Consider the following 23,977-nt stretch of genomic DNA (forward strand, 5'->3'; position numbering starts at 1 on the left):
AGTCAACTCCTATTCATCCTTGCCATTGTCTTCAATGACATCGGCAAGTTTACTTGTAAATTGTTCCGCTGCATTATGTCCCATACGTTTCAGCCTGAAGTTCATCGCAGCCACCTCAATGATGACCGCTAAGTTTCGACCTGGCCGCACAGGGATCGTCAGCTTCGGCACATCTGTATCGATGATGCGCATTTTCTCTTCTTCAAGTCCTAAACGATCATACTGTTTGCCTTGTTCCCAAAGCTCAAGGTTCATTACAATCGTAATTCTCTTATAGCTTCTGACAGCGCCTGCTCCAAATAAGGTCATCACATTAATAATGCCTAACCCGCGAATTTCTAAAAGATGTTCAATCAGCTCAGGTGCGCTCCCAACTAACGTATCCTGATCCTCTTGACGGATTTCCACGCAATCGTCTGCGACCAGCCGATGTCCTCTCTTCACTAATTCTAAGGCTGTTTCACTTTTTCCTACTCCGCTTTTCCCAATTAACAACACACCCACACCATATACATCTACGAGCACACCATGAATGGCAGTCGTTGGTGCAAGCTTACTTTCTAAAAAGTTGGTCAATCGACTCGAAAGTCTTGTCGTTTTTAGACTAGATCGTAAAACAGGCACGCCATTTTCATTTGATGCTTCGATTAATTCCTTCGGGACATCACGATCTCGTGACAAAATAATGGCAGGGGTAATATCTGTACAAAGAGACATCATTCTCTGCTTTCGTTCGCGTTCTGGGAGCTGTTCAAAAAAAGAAAGCTCTGTTTTTCCTAAAAGTTGAACTCTTTCTTTTGGGTAATATGTAAAATAACCAGCCATTTCAATACCTGGTCTGGAAAGATCACTGATTGTAATGGGACGATTAATCCCTTCTTCCCCACTTACCAGTTCAAGATGAAATTGTTCCATTATGTCCTTCGTACGAACTTTCGGCACGTTTCTTCCTCCTTTTATCACAGGCGATTCAGAAATACAGCTCTATTTTATCACTTTCAATGATGAACCCAAAACAGTATTTTATCCTGTTCCTGTTTCACCGCCCTAACTGGTATAGACAACTATACTTAAAAAGAGTAAACTTAAATGAAAGATAACGAATAAGGGGGCTCAAACATGAGCGGTTCTTTATTGCTCTCCAACATTCATATTGTGACAAAGTCACAGGTCATTGAAAACGGTTTTGTCGGTTTACGCGATGGCAAGATCGACTATATTTCAACATCACCACCGACAGGAAATTATGAAAAAGTATATATTTCCCGGGAAAACTTTTATTTACTCCCCGGAATGATTGATATTCACATCCATGGCGGATATGGTGCAGACATGATGGATGCGACAGCAGAAGCAATGAATACGCTCGCTGACAACCTTCCGTCCGAAGGAACGACAAGTTTTTTAGCGACAACCATCACACAAAACCATCATGAGATTGAGCATGCACTTAAAAATGTCGCTCAGTGGAAACAAAGTAATGAAGCACAAGCAGGAAATCAGGCACAATGTATAGGAATCCACCTCGAAGGTCCATTTATTTCTAAAGATAAGGCAGGAGCACAGCCTGTTCAATGGATTAAACAGCCGGACATCCCGCTTTTTAAAAAATGGCTGGATGCTTCTGATCAGCTCATTCGAATTGTCACGTTTGCACCTGAGGAAGACACAGATTTTGCATTTCTTTCTCTATTACAGGAAAAGAACATTATCCCTTCTATTGGACATACGAATGCCCATCATGACATGATCAATTTAGCAGCTAAGCATGGTGCATGCCATGTAACGCACCTTTATAATGCACTGAGTTCGTTTCAGCATCGTGAACCGAACGCTGTAGGTGCTGCTCTTACGAACGAGAATCTTCATACTGAGCTGATCACAGATGGGATTCACTCCCATCCTCTTTCCATCAAGCTTGCGTATTTGGCAAAAGGAAGTGATCGTTTAATCATGATCACAGACTCGATGCGTGCAAAAGGGCTTGGGAATGGAACGTATGAATTTGGCGGTCAGACGGTCACAGTCAGCGGCGAAAAAGCATTGCTGGACGATGGTACACTTGCAGGATCGATTTTGCGAATGAAAGATGGCGTCAAACGGATGAAACAGCTCACTGATTGTGATTGGACAGAGATTGCGAAGATGACCTCAACCAATGCGGCCGCTCAGCTGGGACTTGATCAACAGCTCGGTTCCATCGAAGTTGGAAAACTAGCAGATCTGGTGATTTGGGATGAATCTGGTGAACTGATGATGACGATCTGCCGTGGACAAATCGTCTTTGAAAAAAAGGAGGCCAACCACTAATGAACATCATCGAATTTGAAAGCAAAGATCAATTAGGAAAAGAAGCAGCTGCCATTATTGCAAGGACAATAGCTGCTAAACCCGATGCCGTACTCGGCCTAGCAACGGGCGGTACACCTATTGAAACTTACAAAGAGTTAATTCAACTTCATCAAGCGCATCAATTGTCTTTCAAGCAAACAAAAACAATCAATTTAGATGAATATGCAGGACTTGATCCAGAACATGAAAATAGTTATATGACCTACATGAAACGTCATTTATTTGACCATATTGATCTCCCTCAGGATCAGTATTTTCTTCCAAATGGCAATGCAGCTCATTTAGAAAAGGAATGCTTAAGATATGACCAGCTCATTGAGGCTGTAGGCGGCATCGATCTTCAGCTCCTTGGAATCGGTCAAAATGGGCATATCGGTTTTAATGAACCAGGTACCCCTTTCAACTCAAAAACTCATGTCGTGCAGTTAGATGAAAACACGAGACAGGCTAACGCAAGATACTTTTCTTCTATTGATGAGGTACCTACACATGCCATCACAATGGGAATTGCGAGCATTCTTTCAAGTAAAAAGATTCTCCTTCTTGCTTCGGGAAAATCAAAAGCGAAAGTGATACAATATTTAGAACAGGCAGAGATTCATCCGGACTTCCCAGCGTCTGCACTGAAACTTCATGAAGATGTAACGGTCTTGATTGATCGAGATGCTGGATCACTACGCTAAAAACGAGAGGATTTTCACATGTTTATTGATAAGCAGTCACCTATTCCGATGTACCATCAGATTATGGAGAACCTGAAAAAACAGATTGAGGATGGAACATTAGCACCTGATACACTCATTCCTTCTGAAAGAGAATATGCCGAACGCTTTGGTATTAGTCGAATGACTGTCAGACAAGCCTTATCGAATCTTGTGAACGAAGGATATTTGTATCGACAAAAAGGAAAAGGCACCTTTGTAAGCCGAAAAAAATTTGAACAGCCGCTTCAAGGCTTAACAAGCTTTTCAGAGGATATGCGCCAGCGTGGACTCAAAGCATCAAGCCAGCTGATTGACTTCAAAAAAACTGCATGTCCAGAGCACTTGCTGCCAGTCTTACATCTGTCAAATCGTGATGCTGTATTTGAACTAAAACGGATACGCCTTGCAAATGATGAACCGATGGCGATTGAAACGAGCTATATACCTGAAAGATTTGCCGGAGATTTAACAAAGAAACATTTAACTGGCTCTTTATATGAATATATAGAAACTCACACTGGCCATGTCATTGCTCATGCCAAACAGGAACTTGAAGCCAATGTTGCCTCAAAGGATGAAGCAAACTTGCTGTCTATTTCAGCAGGCGATCCTGTGCTATCAATAACAAGAACGACTTTTTTTCAACAAGACATTCCATTTGAGTATGTCGTTTCTGTTTATAGAGGGGATCGTTACAAGCTCATTCATACAATGGAAAGATAAACAGTGCCCCTGACACGGAGCACTGTTTTTTTATTTCCTAAGAAATTTTGTTTCGTCATCATCTTTTGTATGAATTTTCCATATTGGTGAAATGGCTTTTCCTTGAAAACGATCTTTTGCTACAGTGTACCAATAATAATCTTCATTTGGCTTTAAGCCCTTCCACTCAAAGCTTGCTTTTTTGCCGCTTTTTACACCGCGCGCTTCTCCTAGAAGAACATTCGTATACACATTGAGTTCAAAATAATTGGTTTTGACAGATTTCATTTTCGGTGTCAAATCTACATCGATTGAAAATTCATCCTGATCTCCATACGTTTTAGGATCGTAAAAATGCTCTTTATTCAAGTAAGGTGAATATGTCGTAAAATGAAGCTGATTTTTTTGTTGATCGGCTGTTATGACCCTCATAAACCCTTGACCACCTTCAGGTCCTGACTGATAATCGGCGAGTATTTGATATACTTTCCTGTCGACTTTTCCATCATGGTCATCATCAAGCTCATCTACTTTTCTGCTTGCTCCATGATAATGGCCGCTAAATACGGCCACAATATTAGGATGGCGTTTCACCACTTGGTGAAAGATGAGGTCGCCAATCGGGCTTCGGTTGCCGCTCACTAACAAATACTCATGGAAATTTAAAATGACGATACGATCTGGATGCTCAGAAATTACACGGTTTAACCAATCAATTTCATCTTGCTTAATCCCCCAGCCCATGTACACCATCATATAATCATTGCCGCCGGCAGAGATGAGATCATAATGACCTTTATTGTTTCGATAGGATTCACCATAGTAAGGCTTATCAGCAAAGCGTTTTTCCCCGAAATATTTCCCGTATTCCGCATATAAACCGTCCTTGTGTCTAACATCATGATTTCCTGCTAAAACCCCATAGGGAATGTGATTCTCATCTAATACACGCATAAATGTATCAGCACGGTGCCATTGCTTATCCTTTGAATCATCTACAATATCGCCTGTATGGAACACATATTGAATGTTTAATTTTTCTCTTTGATCTCTGATCCATTCAACCATTTGTTTAAAGATATGAGGATAGCTCTTTGCATAATATTGAGTGTCAGACATCCATACCATCTTATATGGCTTTTGCGATTTGCTGATTTCATCCTGTACTAGCAAATCAAACGTTTGATTCTTCATGTACTGTCTCACTGACAGCAGCCCTTTCAGGTAAAATTCCTTTTGATCCTTGGCAAAGTGATGAGTGATTTTATCCCACTTTTCCTGCTGGTGATTCCATGCGTACATTGTCACCTTTCTCCCTGACAATGAACTCCCTTTCCATACAGCTTCGACGACATCCTTTTCACGTACATCATGATGAACCTTAATTTGAAAACGATGATAAGGAAAACGCTGTAAATCCTTCGTTTCAACTGTCTTCCCATCAACAAATGCAATGCGGTTTCTTTCTTGATCAGAAAAAATCATTTCTCCTTTTTGGAGATAACTCTTAGGCGGTTCTGTCTCTGCTGCATACTTAAAAATTTTCATTGAAGGATGCAGCGATGTATATTGATAGGCACGATAAAAAGAGTAATCTAACTTATCATTCGTTGGATCCTTGGTTAGCACAGTTTGTTTTGATGATTTCATTTTCGTCTTATCTGCCACCCGCTCTGGTGTTTCAGGATGCTCATGTACCGTCTTGAACTCTTTTTTTAACGTCGACATGTTACCAGCTGCGTCTTTTGCTTTGATCGTAAACGTGTGCTTCCCAGGCTTTAATTCACTAGAGGATGTCTGATATGGCAAAGAAACTGGTTTGCCATCTACATATGCCTTCAACTCCTCTATGTCACTCCAGCGATCCGTTACTTTTGCTTTTAATGTAAAGGCGCCTTTATATTGATCCTTTGTTTGTACGTTGGTCTTAATTCTCGGCCCAGTGTTATCAACTTTCACACGTACTGAAGCGTGCTCTTCTGAGGTTTTGGCCTCAATTAGGTGCGGCCCTTCTTTCAGCCTTTTTGTGTCCCACTTTATATAGGTTGAGACATACGCCTCTTTTGGAATCTCAAATTGAAACGTTCTCACCTTTTTTGCGTTCCCGCTGTCTCCCATTCTCCATTCTTTTAGCGGCTTCGCATTGATTGGCGGAATTTGTGTTCCATTTGACAAGATCATCCTGACGTTTTTCAATTCAAAATCATCATGATTCTCTCCAGGCAGCCGGTCTACCGGAGAAGACTTTGTGCCAGCGTGAAAAGAGATCGTTTGGAGACCTGCCTTTTTTATCTCTTCTTCGGGTATTGGCATTGTATAGGTACGGTACACTTTTGTCGAATCATCAAAAATAGAAAGTAAACGCCTACCTATAGACACACCATTTTTAAAATATAAATTTGTTCCTTTGACATCAAATGCGATATATGGATCTGCTTCAAGGGCAGAGGATACTTGCTGCTTCCGTTTTCCATCTATTCGCAATTCGATACTTTTTTTCTGATCAGACGTTGCCTTTAATGAAAATAAACCTGATACCGTATCTCCCTCTTCTACATTGAATCGTAGACCGTGGGCTTTGCTGACCTGCTCCACATCAATCGTTTTTTTCAACGTCTTGGCTTCATTTCCGCCGTCTGACGCTTCAAGCTGATATTCTAATTGTTCTTTCCCAATCAACTCAGGTGAATAAATAATATGATGAAATAACCGGTCATTATGGTCTTTTTGCAGCAGGATTTCCTTAAACGGATCTTTTCGATTCGTTCGATAGCGCAGCTTGACGGTTTTTACAGCCTGATCATCTTGGACATCTGCTTTAATCTCTACACTTTCAGTTGGTTTCACCGGCTTCCTTACCGTCATATCTTCAATCACAGGTTTATGGATATCTTGAGAAATTTCCTTTTTTTCAGATGGAATTTGTGCTTTTAGCACTTTACCTGGAGTGGGTTCTTCCTCAATTTTCGAAATCAGCTTCGTCTGCGTCGTACCATCCATTGGATACTTAAACAGCAAGGATTTATGCTCGCTAAACCATGATGGCTTCAAACGAAAAGCGGCAGAAGAAATTTCTTCACCTATATTTGTTGTGATCGAAACAAGACGAGATTTAGAGTTGGACAGCCCTTTGCTCTCAATAATGGACAAATGCTCGCCCTCTTTTAATTGGCTTTTATACATGGCATTAAAATCCGCTGCCGTTAAATGCTCCTGCCCTTTTTTTCTCAGCCAGAATACATAAGGTTTTCCAGGTGAAATGGTGACTGGATTTGTGTGAAAGGAATATACATCATCCATTTCAATGCCCTGTGCAGGATTGCGGTAGCGGAGCTGATAATGTTTAAGAGAGATAGGCGCATGTGTCGTGTTATACACTTCGATAAACTCAAAAGCATCTTTGCCTTTTCGGTTTTTTGAATTGACGACAATTTCTGTGATGAATAAATCCGGAATATGTGAAAGATCTTCTTCAAATCCATTTAAATGAACCGATTTCTCTGCCGTTTTGATTACTGATTTTTGCGTAAGGAACTCTGTATAGTAACGAACGGTTGGATTCCATAATTGATCTGGCGGAATTTTCGCTGTAAATTCTGGCTTCATCCCTGGCAGCCGTTCCATTGGAATCAAGCGGTACCCCAGTTCATCACTTTGTTTATAATACAAGTTCGCAGACAAAATCTGTTCTTGGTCACTAATGGACGCACGAAACTGTAGATCATGGCTTTTTCCTAGAACCGGGCGGACGTCCACATGAAATTGGTCAAAGATAAAAGGCGAAAAAGGCTTGTCCGGTACATTCACTTCTGTTTGAAGAAAAGGTCCTGCTGAAGCAGGCTGACTGAAACAAAAAAGAATGATAAAAAAACACAAAAGCATGATTTGTCTGCTCACGTTCACCATCTTGCACCGCCTCCCTTCGGATATTGTGTCTCCTGAAGGTCGTTTTTATGTCAGATGGAACGGAGAAACGATGCAAATTTGCACAAAAAAACCGTTAGCTTTTTTTCGCTAACGGCTCTACAATTCCTTTTTGTATCAACAGATGGAAAATGGATAAAATGACAGCCATCCAAATGGCCGTTCCGAATCCATCAATGTTAAAGCTATCTCCCATAAAGCTCGATGTCATCATGAGTGTAATCGCATTGATGACAAATAAGAACAATCCTAGTGAAAGAACGGTCACTGGAAGCGTTAAAATGATCAAAAACGGCTTCACTAAAATATTGAGCAAGGACAAAATGATACTTGCCACAATGGCTGCACCAAAACCTTCAATATACACGCTCCCGAGCCCAGGCAGAATGCCCGAATCAAAATATCCAGCAATGACGATTAAAAGTAATGCATTTACTAAAATACTGACAATCCATCTAAGCATTTATTTAGTGCCTTCTTCCGGAACAACAAAATACCATATGAAGTAGATCAGGAAGATCGGCATAAATGCTGTCAAAAATCCGATGATGACGGTTAAAATGCGAAGCAGCGATGCATCAACACTTAAATATTCCGCAAGTCCACCAACAACACCCGCTATTTTTTTATCTGTTGCTGAACGATAAAGCTTCTTCATGTAGAATCACTCCTTGTCTGATTGGTGCTTTACTTGTATTGAGCCTGTTTTTGTTTCTGCAAAAATGGATATACTGTGCACCGCTTGTTGATTGGCTTTGATCATTTTCTCTTTTTGTAATGTTTCATTTTTTTCTTTAATCATCTCTGCATCAAGTAAATCGTGAGAGATAGACCCAAGATTGCTTTTCAGCTCAGCGGTCACTGCACATGCACGCGGAATCTGAACGTCCACACTGCCTGTTGTCGTTTTCGCATAGATGGAACGGCACTTTTCATCTGACAGCTGAACAGCAATATTTCCATTAAAGCTTTGAGCATCAATTGATTCACTTTTCCCGCGCAGGTCTATGAGCCCATTGATGGTTTCTACTTCAATCATACCACACTCGTGATCTGCCAGTTTGATTTGTCCGTTTGCTGTTTCTATTCCGACTTTTTCTGCTTGTAACGAAGCAAAAGAGACAACACCATTTGTCGTTTTCGCGGCAAGTTCTTTTGTCTTTAGCTTTTCCCCGCGAATCGGTCCATTAAACAGCTTGACCTTGATCTTATCGTATTGGATACGCGGTACGTATAATGTAACATTGACTTTCATCGTCTTCTTTTCGGTTCGAATAAAAAATTTATCTCCTTCAAGCCCGCAGTCCAATTGATTGAGAAATTGCTGTCTTGCCTGCTCTCCATCCTCTGCACGGTAAATTTTTGCATGACACTCTGCTCGAATATCTCGATCGTCCCAAGGCATCACGTTGAGGCTGCCGTTCGCCAATTGAATATCTAAATGAGAAAGCGATGCGTCCTTGAACTGAAAAATGTGCTCAACATCAACGGACTGTCCAAAGTTCAAATCAAGATCCACGTCTTTTACCTTTTTCACCGCAGAGTCTAACCAGCCAAACAGCTTTGCCCCAAGATTTTCGGTGCCGTTTCCTTTGCTCTCTGCTCCAGCTTTTTCTTCATGAAAGGTGTGATCAGCCGTAGACTTTTCTAATGAGACTGACTGACCTTCTTCTAGTTTTTCCAGCAGCGTAATTGCTTCTTTTGCTGATAATACTCCGTCTTCTACTAATTTTAAAATTCGTTCTTTTTCATTCATACAAAGCCCTCCTAAGATTTGATGGATTGAAGTACTTTAATACCTTGAATGATATTCCAAATGACAGAGATCAAAAAGCCAATGACTACTAAAAAAGACAAGATGAACACCGTCATGACTGGAATGAGCGAGTCACCTGCCTGTGTCGTCAATAAAAATGGGATAGACCCAAAAATCAACAGAATGCACGCTGCGACCGGCAAAAGATGTGACCATAATGCCCGCAATGCGTGCCGCTTCGTTTCCTTTTGATCTACTACAAAAAACGCCACGATCGGTACGATAAACGGCATAAATAATACACTAAAATAACAAATAGAAGCAATAATCGACTGATCTCTATTCATATATATTCGCTCCTTCATAACGAAAATCCCTTTCTAACTCATACGTTTATTGCGTATAAAAAGTTTCAAAATCATTCGATTTACATATGACCTTAGACACAAATTATTTCTTTTTGCACCTAAGAGTAGATTCTTCACAGATTACCCTTTAAAATATGTTGAAAAGATGGTGATTATCATTATAGGGGGTAATTATTTTGACAGATCATCATAATTCAAAACATACGGCTCAAACGCTTTTAGACCTTATACAGAAACAGAAAAGCATGAACAGCGATATGATCAAGGAGCTTGAGACCATTCATCCGTCTCATCCAAAGTATGGTGATATCCGTTATTTAAAGGTACTGCTCGACAGCAGCAGCACCCATATTTTAAAGGATTTAACGCACCTCAGTAATTTAATGCCGAAGGAAGATGTGCAGTAAAAGAAAAACCCCTCTTATCGAGGGGTTTTCTTTATGAAGAAGTCACACTTTCCGTTTCTTTAACCAGTTGTTTCATGCGTTTACGGTCACGCTCTAAAATAGGCTTCAAGTATTGACCTGTGTAAGATGCTTCTTCTTTTGCAATGTGCTCAGGAGTGCCAGAGGCAATGATCGTTCCGCCGCCTGCACCACCTTCTGGTCCGAGATCAACGAGATAATCAGCAGCCTTGATAATATCAAGGTTGTGCTCAATGACCAACACCGTATCTCCGTTTTCAACCAAACGCTGAAGCACCTTTAATAAACGGGCAATATCATCCACATGCAGTCCTGTTGTCGGCTCGTCCAAAATATAAAGGGACCTTCCGTTTGAACGGCGGTGAAGCTCAGATGCCAATTTCACGCGCTGTGCCTCTCCTCCGGACAATGTCGTTGCAGGCTGTCCAAGTGTAATGTATCCAAGCCCCACATCATAAATCGTTTGAAGCTTCCGCTTAATCTTTGGGATATTCTCGAAAAATTGGAGTGCGTCCTCCACAGTCATTTCAAGCACATCAGCAATGTTTTTCCCTTTATATGTGACCTCGAGTGTTTCGCGGTTATAACGTTTCCCGTGACACACTTCACAAGGCACATACACATCTGGCAAAAAGTGCATTTCAATTTTAATGATGCCATCCCCGCGGCACGCCTCACAGCGGCCGCCTTTGACGTTAAAGCTGAATCTGCCTTTTTTATAGCCTCGTACCTTTGCTTCATTTGTTTGTGCAAACACATCCCGCACATCATCAAAGACACCTGTATACGTGGCAGGGTTGGATCTTGGTGTACGGCCAATTGGAGATTGATCAATATCAATGACCTTATCCAAATGATCCATTCCTTTGATTTCTTTGTGCTGCCCTGGCTTCGCCTTCGCTCTGTGCAATTTTTGTGAAAGTGATTTTAATAGAATTTCATTCACAAGCGTACTTTTTCCTGAGCCGGATACTCCGGTCACAGCTGTAAAGACGCCCAGAGGGAACTTCGCATTCACGTTTTTCAAGTTGTTTTCTTTTGCACCTTTTATCTCAATATAGCGGCCGTCAGGCTTTCTTCTCTCAATTGGCAGCGGAATAAATTTCTCACCTGATAAATATTGACCTGTTAAGGATTTCGGGTCCTTCATGACTTCTTCTGGCGTTCCAGCTGAAATCACTTCTCCTCCATGAACTCCTGCTCCAGGTCCAATATCTATTAAATAATCAGCGGCTAGCATGGTATCTTCATCATGCTCCACGACAATCAGTGTGTTCCCGATGTCACGCATATTTTTCAACGTCCCGATCAACCGGTCATTATCGCGCTGATGCAGACCAATGGATGGTTCATCTAATATATAAAGAACACCTGTCAGCCTTGAGCCGATTTGAGTTGCCAGGCGAATCCGCTGCGCCTCTCCGCCTGATAGTGTGCCAGCGGACCGGCTCAAATTCAGATAATCTAAGCCCACATTATTTAAGAAGGACAAACGCTCTTTGATTTCACGTAAAATGAGCTGGGCAATCTGCAAATCTTTCTCAGACAACTCAATTTTTTCATAGAAATCAAGGGCATCAGAGACAGACAAATCGGTGATTTCTCCGATATGCTTGCCATTGATGAGAACCGCCAGCGTTTCTTTTTTCAGACGATATCCTTTACATGTCGGACATGGCTGATTGGCCATATATTTTTCCATTTGTTCACGAATATAATCAGAGCTGGTTTCCTTATAACGCCGTTCAATATTACGAAGAACGCCTTCAAACTCAATTTCATTTTCACGTACCTGACCAAAATCATTTTCATATTTAAAATAAATCCGTTCAGATCCGCTTCCATATAAAATTTTATCAAATAAATGCGATGGGATATCTTTCACAGGAATGTCCATGTCGATGCCATAATGTGTACAAACAGCCTCAAGAAGCTGCGGATAGTATTGCGAGCTTTGCGGCTCCCATGGTGCAATGGCATGCTGCCGTAAAGTCAGATCCTTATTAGGAATGACAAGCTCAGGGTCGACTTCCAGTTTTGAACCGAGCCCATCACAGCTCGGGCAGGCACCAAAAGGACTATTAAACGAAAACATTCTCGGCTCAAGTTCACCAATAGAGAACCCGCAATGCGGACAAGCATGATGTTCGCTGAATAACAGCTCTTCTTGTCCAATCACATCAATCATCACTCGGCCTTCGCCCAGCCGCAGCGCCGTTTCAAGGGAGTCAGACAGCCGAGCAGCAACGCCTTCCTTCACGACAATTCGATCAATGACTACTTCAATGGAATGCTTCTTGTTCTTTTCAAGCTCGATATCTTCTGAAAGATCCTCCATCTCTCCATCGACTCTCACTCGTACATAGCCCTGCTTCCGAATTTGATCAAGCACTTTCACATGTGTTCCTTTGCGGCCGGATACAACTGGCGCAAGCACTTGTAATTTCGTTCTTTCAGGATACTCTAAAATACGATCTGTCATCTGCTCAATCGTTTGTGACGTAATTTCAATTCCATGTATAGGACAAATAGGTTTTCCGACTCGAGCATACAAGAGACGCAAGTAATCATAAATTTCAGTGACAGTACCAACTGTTGATCTAGGGTTTCGGCTCGTCGTTTTCTGGTCAATACTAATCGCCGGAGAAAGACCTTCAATGGCATCTACATCCGGTTTATCCATCTGCCCAAGAAATTGGCGTGCATACGCTGAAAGAGATTCAACGTACCTGCGCTGACCTTCTGCATAAATCGTATCAAAGGCAAGCGACGATTTCCCTGAACCAGATAATCCCGTAATGACCACTAGCTGGTCACGCGGGATATTGACATCAATATTTTTAAGGTTGTGGGCTCTAGCACCTTTCACCTCTATTCGTTCCATAGCCATCAGGCAATCATCCTTCCGCTTTTAGCTCTAGCAATAGATCTCTTAATTCTGCTGCTTTTTCAAAATCAAGCGCTTTTGCTGCATCTTTCATTTCCATCTCGACTTTTTCGATCACTTTTTCTCGTTCTTTTTTGCTCATTTTCGAAAGCTTTGGTGCTGCTTTTGTTTCGTATTCTTCTGAATCCTCATGTATCTTTGTTGCCTTAATGACATCTCGAATTTTCTTATGGATCGTTTGCGGTGTAATCCCGAATTTCTCGTTATATGCTTCTTGCTGTTCTCGTCTTCGCTTCGTTTCTTGAATCGCAATGTCCATCGATTTCGTCATATTGTCTGCATACATAATGACCCGGCCTTCTGCATTTCTCGCTGCACGGCCAATCGTCTGGATGAGGGATCTTTCAGAGCGTAAAAAGCCTTCTTTATCCGCATCTAAAATGGCCACAAGCGACACTTCTGGAATATCCAGTCCTTCACGAAGAAGGTTGATTCCAACAAGCACATCATATTTACCGAGACGCAGATCACGGATAATCTCAATCCGCTCAAGGGTCTTAATCTCTGAATGCAGGTAATTCACCTTGATTCCGATTTCTTTTAAGTAATCTGTGAGATCCTCAGACATTTTCTTCGTCAGTGTGGTCACGAGCACACGCTCATTTTTCTCAACTCGTGCATGAATTTCTCCAATTAAGTCATCAATTTGTCCTTCAATCGGACGGACTTCAATGATTGGATCAAGTAATCCCGTTGGACGGATAATTTGTTCCACAACCTCTGGTGTTTTCTCAAGCTCATACGGACCAGGCGTTGCTGATACATGCACAATATGATTGATATGCTTTTCAAACTCATCAAAGGTGAGCGGTCTGTTATCAAGTGCTGATGGCAGGCGGAATCCGTGATCAACCAACACTTGCTTTCTAGCTTGGTCCCCGTTGTACATGGCGCGGATTTGCGGAATCGTCACATGCGACTCATCGACCACAATCATAAAATCATCTGGGAAATAATCAAGCAGTGTGTAAGGTGTTGAACCAGGCGGACGCAAGGTCAGATGTCTTGAATAGTTCTCAATTCCTGAACAAAAGCCCATCTCTCTCATCATCTCAAGGTCATATCTTGTCCGCTGCTCAAGGCGCTGCGCTTCAAGTAATTTTCCATTTTCACGAAGCTTTTCAAGCTGTTCTTCTAGCTCTTGTTCAATATTGATAATGGCTTTTTCCATTTTTTCTTCTCTTGTTACGAAGTGAGATGCTGGGAAAATCGCCACATGATCACGATCACCAAGTATTTCTCCAGTCAGCGCATCCACTTCACGAATACGTTCAATTTCATCACCGAAAAACTCCACTCTGATACAATGCTCATCTCGTGAAGCGGGAAAAATCTCAACAACGTCTCCTCTGACTCGGAAGGTTCCGCGCTGAAAATCTATATCATTACGAGAATACTGAATATCCACCAGCTTACGAAGAAGCTGATTGCGTTCAATCTCCATTTCAGTACGCAAAGACAGCACAAGCTCTCTGTATTCCTCTGGCGAACCTAAGCCATAAATACAGGACACACTGGCAATGATGATGACATCTCTTCTCTCAAATAACGAGGACGTAGCCGAGTGTCTCAGCTTATCAATCTCATCATTGATGCTGGCATCCTTCTCAATAAATGTATCGGTCTGAGGCACATATGCCTCTGGCTGATAATAATCATAGTAACTCACAAAATATTCAACAGCGTTATTCGGAAAAAATTCCTTGAATTCGCTGTATAACTGACCGGCAAGTGTCTTATTATGCGCAATGACAAGTGTCGGTTTATTCACTTCTTTGATCAGGTTGGAGACAGTAAAGGTCTTTCCCGTACCTGTAGCACCTAACAGCGTTTGATGCTGTTTCCCCTGATGGATCCCCTCAACAAGCTTTTCAATCGCCTTTGGTTGATCTCCTTGGGGCTGATAGTTAGAAACTAATTCAAAGCGGTCACTCACATCAAAGCCTCCGTTTCGTTACGAAATCTATCTAATGAATATATTATCATAAAAGAACACAAAAATACGAACTAAAGTTCGGCTCTTACTTGATTTTTATTTCCAATACAGTCATACCCTCTCTCCCATGGGAAATAACCCTCTTAAGAAAACCTTCCTTTCAGTATGGAACATTTTGGAGTGAGATATTCGATGAGCAGAAAAAGAAAGCTGTGCTTACTAGAAATCGTAAGCACAGCTCTTGTTTAAAACATGTCAGTTTTCAGCATTGAGATAACATCATTGATGTTTTTCAGCTTTTTCTCTTTTTTCGATTTCTTTCTTAGCCATAAACAAAGCCCCAGCTACTAAAGAAATAATATCTAATCCCACAATAAAGTAGGTTTCTGTATAGCCTTTCATGTACGAAGCAAATAAAAGCGCTGCTGTTAACGCAATGCCCACATAATGATTATAAGTAACCTTTGAAAATAAAATAACGAGCAAGAAAGGAAAAACTAGTGCAAATATGGCTTTTGTAATCACAAAAACCCTCCCTCTTCATGGTCTACTTCCTTGATTATAGTAAAGATTGGCATATTGAACAATTCACAGTTTTCAATTTCGCCTTTTTTCTCCATGTTCGGAGACTTTTGTTTTAGAAATAGAAGGAAATTAGTGAGATTGTCCCCTTTGTAAAGATAGGTCTTTCCGTCTTTGACAATAACATCCAATCAATCCTATGATTAAAATGATAGTGCGCACTATCATTTTAATCATAGAGACATACAAACCATTGGCTATTTGGATAAGGGGGCATTCCCATGTATTCAGTTTTATTTCATGCGGCTGAAGAATCCGCATCACTCGCAGGGGCAAAAGGCCTGAATTTAATCAAATTAAACAATCACGGCCTGCCAGTCCCAGATGGGTTTATTATTAAAACCAACAGCTTTGCAAGCTTTCTTTCATATCACAATCTGCAGCCAGCAGAACAAAACCTTTCTCAAAAAATCAAAGAAGCATCGTTTCCTTTACAAATGGAAGCAGAGCTGCTTTCGTCCTTTCAATCCTTGCGGAAGACTTACCCCTCAGTTGCAGTCAGGTCCTCTTCTGTTGCTGAAGATCTCGAAGGCGCCTCATTTGCAGGACAGTACGAGACTTATTTAAATATCAAAACAAATGAAGAGTTTTTACAGGCAGTCAAAGAATGCTGGTCTTCTTATTTTGCAGCGAGAGTAACAGAATATAAGGAAGAGATGAATGAAAATGAGGAAGAGATGCCGCTCATGGCCGTTGTCGTTCAAGGATTGATCCATTCTGACGTCTCCGGTGTCATCTTTAGTGAGAATCCCGTATCGGGGAAAACAAATGAAATGATGCTGACCGCAAGCTACGGATTGGGAGAAGCAATTGTCTCCGGCCTTGTGACACCAGACACGTTTATTGTAGATAAAGAGAATTTTTCGATTGAAAAAACACTTGGGGCGAAAGAGCTACAAATTGTTCCTTTCCAAGAGGGTGTCATCGAGGAGCCAGTATCGAAGGAAATGGCTGGCCAGTTTTGCCTGAACGATGATCAATTGAAGGAAATCACACAAATCACGAAACAAGTAGAAGAACTTTACGGACATGGAGTCGATATCGAATTTGGAATTGCAGATGGGTCGTTTTATTTACTTCAAGCAAGGCCGATTACTACAGCTCTTCCAAAAGCAGTAAATGAAACAGCAGGTGCTTCTTTTCAAATGAAGCCAGAAGAGCTGCAGGATTTCTGGATTTCAATGGATGATCATATGCCTGGTCCAACGAGCCCTCTTTTCTCAAGCCTGATCATACCAGCCTTAAAAAGCGGGATGAAGAAAAATGGAGAAAAGTATCAAGTACCTGATATGAACATCAAAGATATTAAACTTTACAGAGGCCACCTATACTCAGCACCGGATCTGCCAGAAGCGCAAGAAGGAGCTGCACCCGTTTTTGATGAAAGTATATTTGAGTTATTTCCTCATTTAAGTGAACGGATGTATGAGATTCTAGAGAAAAATTTCTTTCCATTTTACGAAAAACTCGATCGCCAAATGAATGAACCTATGACCATTGAAAAAGCCATCATTGGCTTTGAAGAATTAAAGGATTTTTATATCCAAGCATATGATGATCATTTTGATATCGTCATACCACAAGTCATTCTATCAGCCATCATTGAAGACATGCTTGTAACGTATACTGGTGATCACACCCAAGTCGTCTTGCTGCACGAAATGATGATAGGCGTGATGAACAAATCTCTTGAAACAGACAAGGTGCTATCTGATATCGCAAAGGATGTCCTTCAAGATCCAGAACTTCATCAAGCATTTATTCAACATGAAAAGAACTCGGAGCTGTTACATGCACTCAATCACTCGGAAAAAGGAAGGCATTTCATTTCGAAATTGGAGGATTTTCTCCAAGTTTACGGCTGGCGATCTGTTAAAAGTCATGACCTTACAGATGAGACTTGGGCAGAAAACCCGGAGTTTATATTAGATATCATCAGAAATAACATCCATTGCCATTGTGATTTTGATGAAGAATTTGCAAAAGCAGTGATCAAAAGACAAGAGACATATAAACATTTTATGAGTCAAGTGAAGGATGAATCGTTTAAAACAAAATTTGAGACGCTGTATCAATTTGCCCTTCGAGCAGCGAATATCCGAGATGACCACCACTTCTATATTGATGCCATGTTAGATGCAAAGGCCCGGGTATATCTATTAAAAATAGGTGAACTTCTTGTACAAAAAGGAGCCATTCCTCATCAAGAAGATCTTTGGTATCTCTACGATGAAGAGGTACAAAAAGCGCTCACAACGTCTATCTCATTTGATTCGGTTATCCAGCAAAGAAAGATAGAAATGAAGGAAAATGAAGATATTCAACCACCGGCTTACATTGGTACACCAACTGAAGCGGAACTGCAGCAAGTAGAAAGAATGCTTGGTTCATTAAGAGAAAATGAAAACAACACACACGATGTGATCCATGGAATTGGCGCATCCAGCGGTATTGTTTCTGGAAGAGTAAAAGTCATTACATGTGCTGATGAATTCTCACAATTTCAAAAGGATGATATTTTAGTTTGTAAAACGACCACACCTTTATGGACGAGCTTATTTAGAGATGCGAAAGCAGTCATTACCGATGCTGGAGGCATTTTATCTCATTCAGCTATTATCGCAAGAGAGTATATGATGCCAGCTGTCTTAGGTACTAGGATAGCAACTGAAACACTTCAATCCGGTGACCTTGTGACAGTAGATGGCAGCAATGGACGCATTCAGATTTTAAAGCAGCATTCGCGTGCATAAACTTATCATTTTGGATGATATTGGCGGTCATAGGTTTTATCGGTATACTTACTTTGTTGCAAACACATTCATAACCTGAGGTGAGTATGCTTGTTAAAATCTACAAATCAACGAATCATTCGCGCAACAATGGATTTATTAACTGAAAAAGGCTATCAAAAAACAACAACCAAAGAAATAGCGACAAAAGCGAATGTGAGTGAAGCAACTATTTTTCGCAACTTTAAAAACAAACGCGGCGTGATTGCTGCCATTATGAAAATGAAATCAACACCGACAAAAACCCTAGAAGCAGAATTCAAAGACGATTTATACACCGATTTGAAGTTTCTCGGTACCTATTTCCTTGAAGATTTGACTTCCAAAAAAGAATTTATTTATATCAGCATGCGAGATCCGGTTATGTATAAGGATTTAACCAGTCACGAAAAGATTTATCCTCAAGAATTGAGAGAAATGCTCATACAATATTTCAAAAAGATGGGTGCCCAGCATCATGTATTAAAAGGAAATGAAGACATTTATGCAGACATTTTCATTAGTACGTATTTCGGATTTTTCATTCAGCAGCTAGAGCAAGATTTTCAACTCGTTCTCACACAAAAAGAAGATTTTATTGAAACATGCACACACATTTTCATGAGAGGAATTTCTCCCGCTTAAAGGGTGGAATTCTTCTTTTTTACAAAAGGTGGTATACACATTGAGGTTAAAAAAAGAGAGTTTCGTCATCTATTCTTTGTTGCTTGGAGCTATACTAGTTCCAGTCAATTCAACGATGATCGCTGTCGCTCTATCATCCATATCAACTTATTATGATCAATCCCTTGCAAACATCACTTGGGTTGTCACAATTTATCTTATTGTCATGGCAGTCACTCAGCCTATCGCTGGTAAGTTAGGAGATATATACGGACACAGGCGAATGTATTTAATTGGGGTCATGCTCTTTTTAATTGGATCAATTGGATGTGCTTTAGCTCCTAATCTAGCTTTTCTCATCACTTTTCGTTCCATTCAAGCAGCTGGCGGTGCTATTTTAACACCGAATAGCATTGCATTGATTCGTGCAACAGTATCCCCCGAAAAACTGTCTAAAACAATGGGGTATTTTGGGTTTGGAGCCGGTATTGGTGCCGCACTTGGACCTTTTATTGGTTCGATTCTTATTCAGAGTTTTGATTGGCATTCTATATTCTTTGTCAATATCCCATTCTTGTTCCTTACACTTGTTACCGGCGTATTACTCATTCCAAAAACAAAGCATACACGCTTACAAGCAAATGTAGACATCACTGGTTCACTATACTTAACCATCGGGATTGCCACACTCATTCTATGCACTAAAAGCCAATTGCTAAATGAATACTTGATCTATGGAATTCTAGCGTTGATCGTCATTCCTTTATTCTTTAAACATGTCCGAAAAGTAAAGAATCCGATCATCGATTTGTCGCTTTTTAAAAACAGTTCATTTACAAACGCAAACCTGTCGATCATGCTAAGTAATTTTGTGATGTATGCCATTCTTCTAATTATGCCGCTGTTTATGGAACAACAACTTGCACTTTCTCATACACAAAGCGGTATTATTCTATCAGTATTTTCCCTTTGCATGTCTATTAGCGGCTTGTTAGGGGCAAGACTCCATCCGAAAAAAGGCGCGAAAAAAATGATTGGCTTTTCATTTCTCTGTCTGACTTTATCAGGCATCATGTTAATCACACTCAGTCAGTTCCCTACCTTACCACTGCTTATCGTGACACTTGTCGCAGGTGGAATTTCATCAGGTATTGGAATGACCAGTATGCAGATGGCTTCTTTAACGTCTGTTGATCAAAGCTTATCTGGTTCAGCATCTGGTATTTTCTCTACCTTTCGATATTTTGGCAGTATCATTTCGTCTACATTGATTGGGATCATGAGTGGTTTTCAATCTTTATTTATTGTATTAATGGGGGCAGGCATTCTTGGTTTCCTTTTATCTCAACGTGTAAAAACCAAATCAACCTCCGCATCATCTGAACATTCCGCCTAATGACTCCCTTGCTCTATGTTTAGTTAGAGCGGGGAGTTTTCATCATTTGTATCACTGTAAACTATAGCGAGTGCATCCATCAAATCCTGAAAATCATCTTTTAAAGAAGAAAAAACGGCATATGTCCAGACAAAAAAGGAACTTCAGGTACAAATGGTCTCCCTCACTTACCTAAAAGCTTTTTTTCATTCTTTCAGCATGGATAACTTCAATTTTTTTTCACAATTTTTGTGGTATGATTTTGAAAATAGAGAACGCAAAGGAGCGGAAGAATGGAACGTGTGAAATATGTTTTGATCTGTTTATCAGCTCTACTTTTATTCCTGACAGGCTGTGGAAAAGAACAGCAATTTACGCCGCCAGGCAGCTCTCAATCCATCGCTGTCATCTCTCAATTAAAAAAAGCCTCCTTTTCAATAGTTGATATACAAAAAAATAAAATGCTCTCTTCTGTGGATTTAAAACACCCACTCACTGATCTTATTCAAATCAATAAAGACGTCATCATCGCTACAAGTAAAGAGGGAGAATCCCTTATCGAAATTAATCTAAAACACGGTACAGCAACAGATTATATGAATGTGGATAAAGGACTGACTTCCCTTACATATGATGCAGCTTCTCATACATTAATCGCTGCTAACTCACAGAAAAATGTCGTTTATTTTATTGATACGGAGCGCAAAAAAATAAAATCGACTGTGAAAACTGGAAAATTACCTTCTTCTATGACTCTTTCTTCATCAGGTATTTTATTTGTTTTAAATGCAGAAAGTCATACTGTCTCCGTCATAGATATTGAAAAGGAAAAAAATATACGTACGTTTTCTGTACTTGAACGGCCTTCTGGAATTCATTTTGATGGACAGTTCATTTGGATCGGCGGCCACGGTAAACAAGGCACCTTAAATAAGAGTATTTTTGCTTATGACCCTAAAACTGGAAAAAAACAGCAAGAAATAAAGCTAGGCGTTATGCCTGTTGCATTTTTTCCAGAGAAAAATTCTTCTACTTTATATGTACTATGTCATGGAGATCATACGCTATACAAAGTAGATACCAAAACAAATAAACAGCTTGCTTCTGTTGAAACTGGTCAAAATCCGAATTATATCACTGCTGATAAGACATCAATTTATGTGAGTAACTTGGATGACAACTCAGTATCCATCATCGATAAACACTCACTTATCATGAAAAATCAACTGAATGTCCCATCAGGACCTTATGCTATCGTGTTGGAGGAAAAGAAATGAAGGAACAAATGTGTATTTTAATCGTAGATGATGAGCTTGATATGCTTGAGTTAATCGGGTCTTTTTTAAAGAGACATGGCTTTCACATTATCACTGCGAATAATGGAAAAGATGCCCTGCATCAGCTTGAAAAGGAAGCTGTTGATCTTGTTGTATTAGATATCATGATGCCTGACATGGATGGATTTGAAGTCTGTCAGCGTATTCGACAAACATCTCAAATACCGATTTTATTTTTAACAGCGAGGAGTTATGAAGAGGACCGAATTAGAGGACTTGAAATTGGAGCGGATGACTACATCATGAAGCCTTTCAGTCTGCGTGAGCTTGCAGCAAGAATCGAAACCACTCTGAGACGAATTAGAGGTCTTTCGCTAAAGCGCAGCCGAATACAGATTGGTGACATGGAGATTGATCAAGATGGCAGACAAGTTTACCTCCATCAACAGCCCATTAATTTAACAAGAAGAGAATTTGATTTACTCATGTTTCTTTTGCTCAACCAAGGACACGTGTTTTCACGAGAACACCTTTATCAAAAATTGTGGGAATCACATTCAACGAGCGGCTCTTTAAGAACTGTCGATACACATATCAAAACGCTGCGACTGAAATTAAAGGAAGCAGAACGATATATTAAAACCGTTTGGGGTGTCGGCTATAAGTTTGAGGAAGAAGAATGAAGCCATTATCGATTAAAAAGAAAGTACTCTTCTTAATCCTTGCAGTGATCGGAATCGTTGCAGCCTCAGCGCTTGCCCTTACCTTTTACTTATACCAGCATTTATATATTGATAAACAGATCGATTCCTTAAGTTTGCAAGGTAAGAAGCTGGCAGAAATCTATCACACACACGGGAAAGACAAGTATTTTACCGACAGAATGAAGTGGGCAAATGACTCAAGTCAGGCGAACGTTATTTTTACAGATGATCCAATGGAGCTTTCAAGTGGTCTTCCTTTTGATACGGACACAAATGATAATCTCATTACGTTCAAGGAACGCCAGAAGCTCCTTCAAGGTGAAACCGTCGTGTTAATTAGAGAACACCCAAAGTTTCACCAAGATATTCTTGGCATCGCCATCCCTGTTTTCTCAAGCAATGATGATCTATCGGGAACTATTTTCCTCTCCATGCCCTTATCAGATGTATATGAACCCTTTGTCCAAATTAGATTGACGCTTGGCATATCCATCTTAATGATTCTGCTCCTAATATTCGTGATCGGATATAAGAGCTCCAATAAAGTAGTGCAGACAATTAATAAAATGAAAGAAATTGCAATGGAAATGGAATCTGGTGATTTCTCAAAACGAATGGCCGTAACCAAAAAAGGAGATGAGTTAAACCAGCTCAGCCGCTCCTTTAATAAACTATCTTCAACCCTCGAAAAAGTTGAACAGCACCGCAGGGAATTTCTTGCGAATGTCTCTCACGAACTTAGAACGCCTTTAAGTTATATGAAAGGCTATGCAGAAGGAATTGAAGAAGGGATCATTGATCAAAAAAAGGGAATGCAAATCATCCAAGATGAGGCCACACGTTTAAGCCGGCTTGTGCACGACCTTTTAGATCTTGCACAGTTAGAAGGTGACTCTTATCCACTTACGATGGAGCCAATCGTCTTTGCACAGCTCATCCACGATGTTCTTGATCAAATGGCATTCATCGCTGACAAAAAAAGCATTACTTTCAAACGAACGCTTGAAGAGGATTGTATTGTTTATGGTGATAGCGACCGTCTCCAACAAGTAATACGTAATTTACTCGATAATGCCATTCATTACACGCCATCTGGAAAATTAATATCGATTGAATTACAAGTTCATCAAGGTGTTGCTGAATTGAAAGTGACCGACGAAGGCAGCGGTATTCCAAAAGAAGATCTCCCACATGTTTCCGAGCGATTTTATCGTGTAAATAAAGCACGAACAAGAAAGGATGGCGGTTCTGGCCTTGGACTAGCCATTGTCTATCAAATCATTAAAAAACATCATGGAACATTCGACATTCAATCTGAACCTGGCTTTGGTACGACAGCCATCATTCAACTTCCCAATGCTCCATTCAATGAGAGCTCACCTACTCTATAGCTACTCACATATTTTAAAATATCATTTGGAATTACTACTTTATCAATAAATTCAGTATCCATAGGATTTTCTACAACTTGAACAGCTCTTTTCATCAAGAGCTGTTTTTATTTCTAAAAGATAAAAAAATGGTCTTTTT

19 protein-coding genes are annotated in these 23,977 nt (G+C 40.4%); 10 read left to right on the forward strand and 9 right to left on the reverse strand.

What is annotated here, in order from left to right; all coding sequences use genetic code 11:
* Positions 1–9: 9 nt before the first annotated feature.
* Positions 10–942: an HPr(Ser) kinase/phosphatase gene (gene hprK, locus MHH61_RS05965; RefSeq protein ID WP_125585991.1), complete on the reverse strand. Its 933-nt coding sequence runs from the start codon at positions 940–942 to the stop codon at positions 10–12.
* Positions 943–1,119: 177 nt separating this feature from the next.
* Between hprK and nagA the strand changes: the two genes are divergently transcribed.
* The 3 genes from nagA to MHH61_RS05980 are packed head-to-tail and all read left to right on the forward strand — an operon-like array spanning position 1,120 to position 3,779.
* Positions 1,120–2,310 carry an N-acetylglucosamine-6-phosphate deacetylase gene (nagA, locus tag MHH61_RS05970; protein ID WP_125585989.1) on the forward strand — a complete coding sequence of 397 codons (1,191 nt, stop codon included), beginning with the start codon at positions 1,120–1,122 and terminating at the stop codon, positions 2,308–2,310.
* Positions 2,310–3,035: a glucosamine-6-phosphate deaminase gene (gene nagB, locus MHH61_RS05975; RefSeq protein WP_024427659.1), complete on the forward strand. Its 726-nt coding sequence runs from the start codon at positions 2,310–2,312 to the stop codon at positions 3,033–3,035. Before nagA ends, nagB begins: the two co-directional genes overlap by 1 nt.
* Before the next feature lie 18 nt (positions 3,036–3,053).
* Positions 3,054–3,779, forward strand: coding sequence for a GntR family transcriptional regulator (locus tag MHH61_RS05980; protein WP_024427658.1), 726 nt, complete (start codon positions 3,054–3,056; stop codon positions 3,777–3,779).
* Positions 3,780–3,809: 30 nt separating this feature from the next.
* Here MHH61_RS05980 and MHH61_RS05985 read toward each other — a convergent pair whose 3' ends face one another.
* From MHH61_RS05985 to MHH61_RS06005, 5 genes are all read right to left on the reverse strand, one after another.
* On the reverse strand, positions 3,810–7,664 hold the full coding sequence (locus MHH61_RS05985) for a metallophosphoesterase (RefSeq protein ID WP_125585987.1): 3,855 nt from the start codon (positions 7,662–7,664) through the stop codon (positions 3,810–3,812).
* Positions 7,665–7,758: 94 nt separating this feature from the next.
* On the reverse strand, positions 7,759–8,145 hold the full coding sequence (locus MHH61_RS05990; protein ID WP_024423577.1) for a phage holin family protein: 387 nt from the start codon (positions 8,143–8,145) through the stop codon (positions 7,759–7,761).
* Entirely contained in the window at positions 8,146–8,340 is a 195-nt protein-coding gene (locus tag MHH61_RS05995) for a PspC domain-containing protein (protein ID WP_024423578.1), read from the reverse strand.
* 6 nt (positions 8,341–8,346) lie between these two features.
* The gene (locus tag MHH61_RS06000; RefSeq protein WP_024423579.1) at positions 8,347–9,438 is read right to left on the reverse strand and encodes a DUF4097 domain-containing protein; all 1,092 of its coding nucleotides are present in this window, start codon (positions 9,436–9,438) and stop codon (positions 8,347–8,349) included.
* Between the two features lie 11 nt (positions 9,439–9,449).
* Positions 9,450–9,785, reverse strand: a complete 336-nt coding sequence (locus MHH61_RS06005) for a hypothetical protein (RefSeq protein ID WP_024427655.1) — start codon at positions 9,783–9,785, stop codon at positions 9,450–9,452.
* Positions 9,786–9,982: 197 nt separating this feature from the next.
* Between MHH61_RS06005 and MHH61_RS06010 the strand changes: the two genes are divergently transcribed.
* Positions 9,983–10,213, forward strand: a complete 231-nt coding sequence (locus tag MHH61_RS06010; RefSeq protein WP_024427654.1) for a hypothetical protein — start codon at positions 9,983–9,985, stop codon at positions 10,211–10,213.
* A gap of 31 nt (positions 10,214–10,244) precedes the next feature.
* On the opposite strand, the gene uvrA is transcribed toward MHH61_RS06010, so the two are convergent.
* The 3 genes from uvrA to MHH61_RS06025 form a co-directional block, all read right to left on the reverse strand.
* Positions 10,245–13,121 carry an excinuclease ABC subunit UvrA gene (uvrA, locus tag MHH61_RS06015; RefSeq protein ID WP_034623782.1) on the reverse strand — a complete coding sequence of 959 codons (2,877 nt, stop codon included), beginning with the start codon at positions 13,119–13,121 and terminating at the stop codon, positions 10,245–10,247.
* Positions 13,122–13,128: 7 nt separating this feature from the next.
* Entirely contained in the window at positions 13,129–15,114 is a 1,986-nt protein-coding gene (gene uvrB / locus MHH61_RS06020; RefSeq protein WP_024423583.1) for an excinuclease ABC subunit UvrB, read from the reverse strand.
* Positions 15,115–15,393: 279 nt separating this feature from the next.
* Complete coding sequence (locus tag MHH61_RS06025; protein WP_025093987.1) at positions 15,394–15,639, reverse strand: CsbA family protein; 246 nt, start codon at positions 15,637–15,639, stop codon at positions 15,394–15,396.
* Between the two features lie 278 nt (positions 15,640–15,917).
* Between MHH61_RS06025 and MHH61_RS06030 the strand changes: the two genes are divergently transcribed.
* From MHH61_RS06030 to MHH61_RS06055, 6 genes are all read left to right on the forward strand, one after another.
* Positions 15,918–18,449 carry a PEP/pyruvate-binding domain-containing protein gene (locus MHH61_RS06030; protein WP_024426231.1) on the forward strand — a complete coding sequence of 844 codons (2,532 nt, stop codon included), beginning with the start codon at positions 15,918–15,920 and terminating at the stop codon, positions 18,447–18,449.
* 90 nt (positions 18,450–18,539) lie between these two features.
* Complete coding sequence (locus MHH61_RS06035; protein WP_024426232.1) at positions 18,540–19,112, forward strand: TetR/AcrR family transcriptional regulator; 573 nt, start codon at positions 18,540–18,542, stop codon at positions 19,110–19,112.
* A gap of 40 nt (positions 19,113–19,152) precedes the next feature.
* Positions 19,153–20,487, forward strand: coding sequence for an MFS transporter (locus MHH61_RS06040; protein WP_024426233.1), 1,335 nt, complete (start codon positions 19,153–19,155; stop codon positions 20,485–20,487).
* A 272-nt stretch (positions 20,488–20,759) separates the two neighbouring features.
* Positions 20,760–21,743: a hypothetical protein gene (locus MHH61_RS06045; protein WP_056765693.1), complete on the forward strand. Its 984-nt coding sequence runs from the start codon at positions 20,760–20,762 to the stop codon at positions 21,741–21,743.
* On the forward strand, positions 21,740–22,426 hold the full coding sequence (locus MHH61_RS06050) for a response regulator transcription factor (protein WP_125585985.1): 687 nt from the start codon (positions 21,740–21,742) through the stop codon (positions 22,424–22,426). Before MHH61_RS06045 ends, MHH61_RS06050 begins: the two co-directional genes overlap by 4 nt.
* Positions 22,423–23,838 (forward strand): HAMP domain-containing sensor histidine kinase, encoded by a 1,416-nt coding sequence (locus MHH61_RS06055; protein ID WP_125585983.1) that lies wholly within the window; start codon positions 22,423–22,425, stop codon positions 23,836–23,838. Before MHH61_RS06050 ends, MHH61_RS06055 begins: the two co-directional genes overlap by 4 nt.
* Positions 23,839–23,977 lie beyond the last annotated feature (139 nt).

The sequence above is a fragment of the Bacillus sp. FSL K6-3154 genome, assembly GCF_040869395.1.
Taxonomy (GTDB): Bacteria; Bacillota; Bacilli; order Bacillales; family Bacillaceae; genus Bacillus; species Bacillus safensis.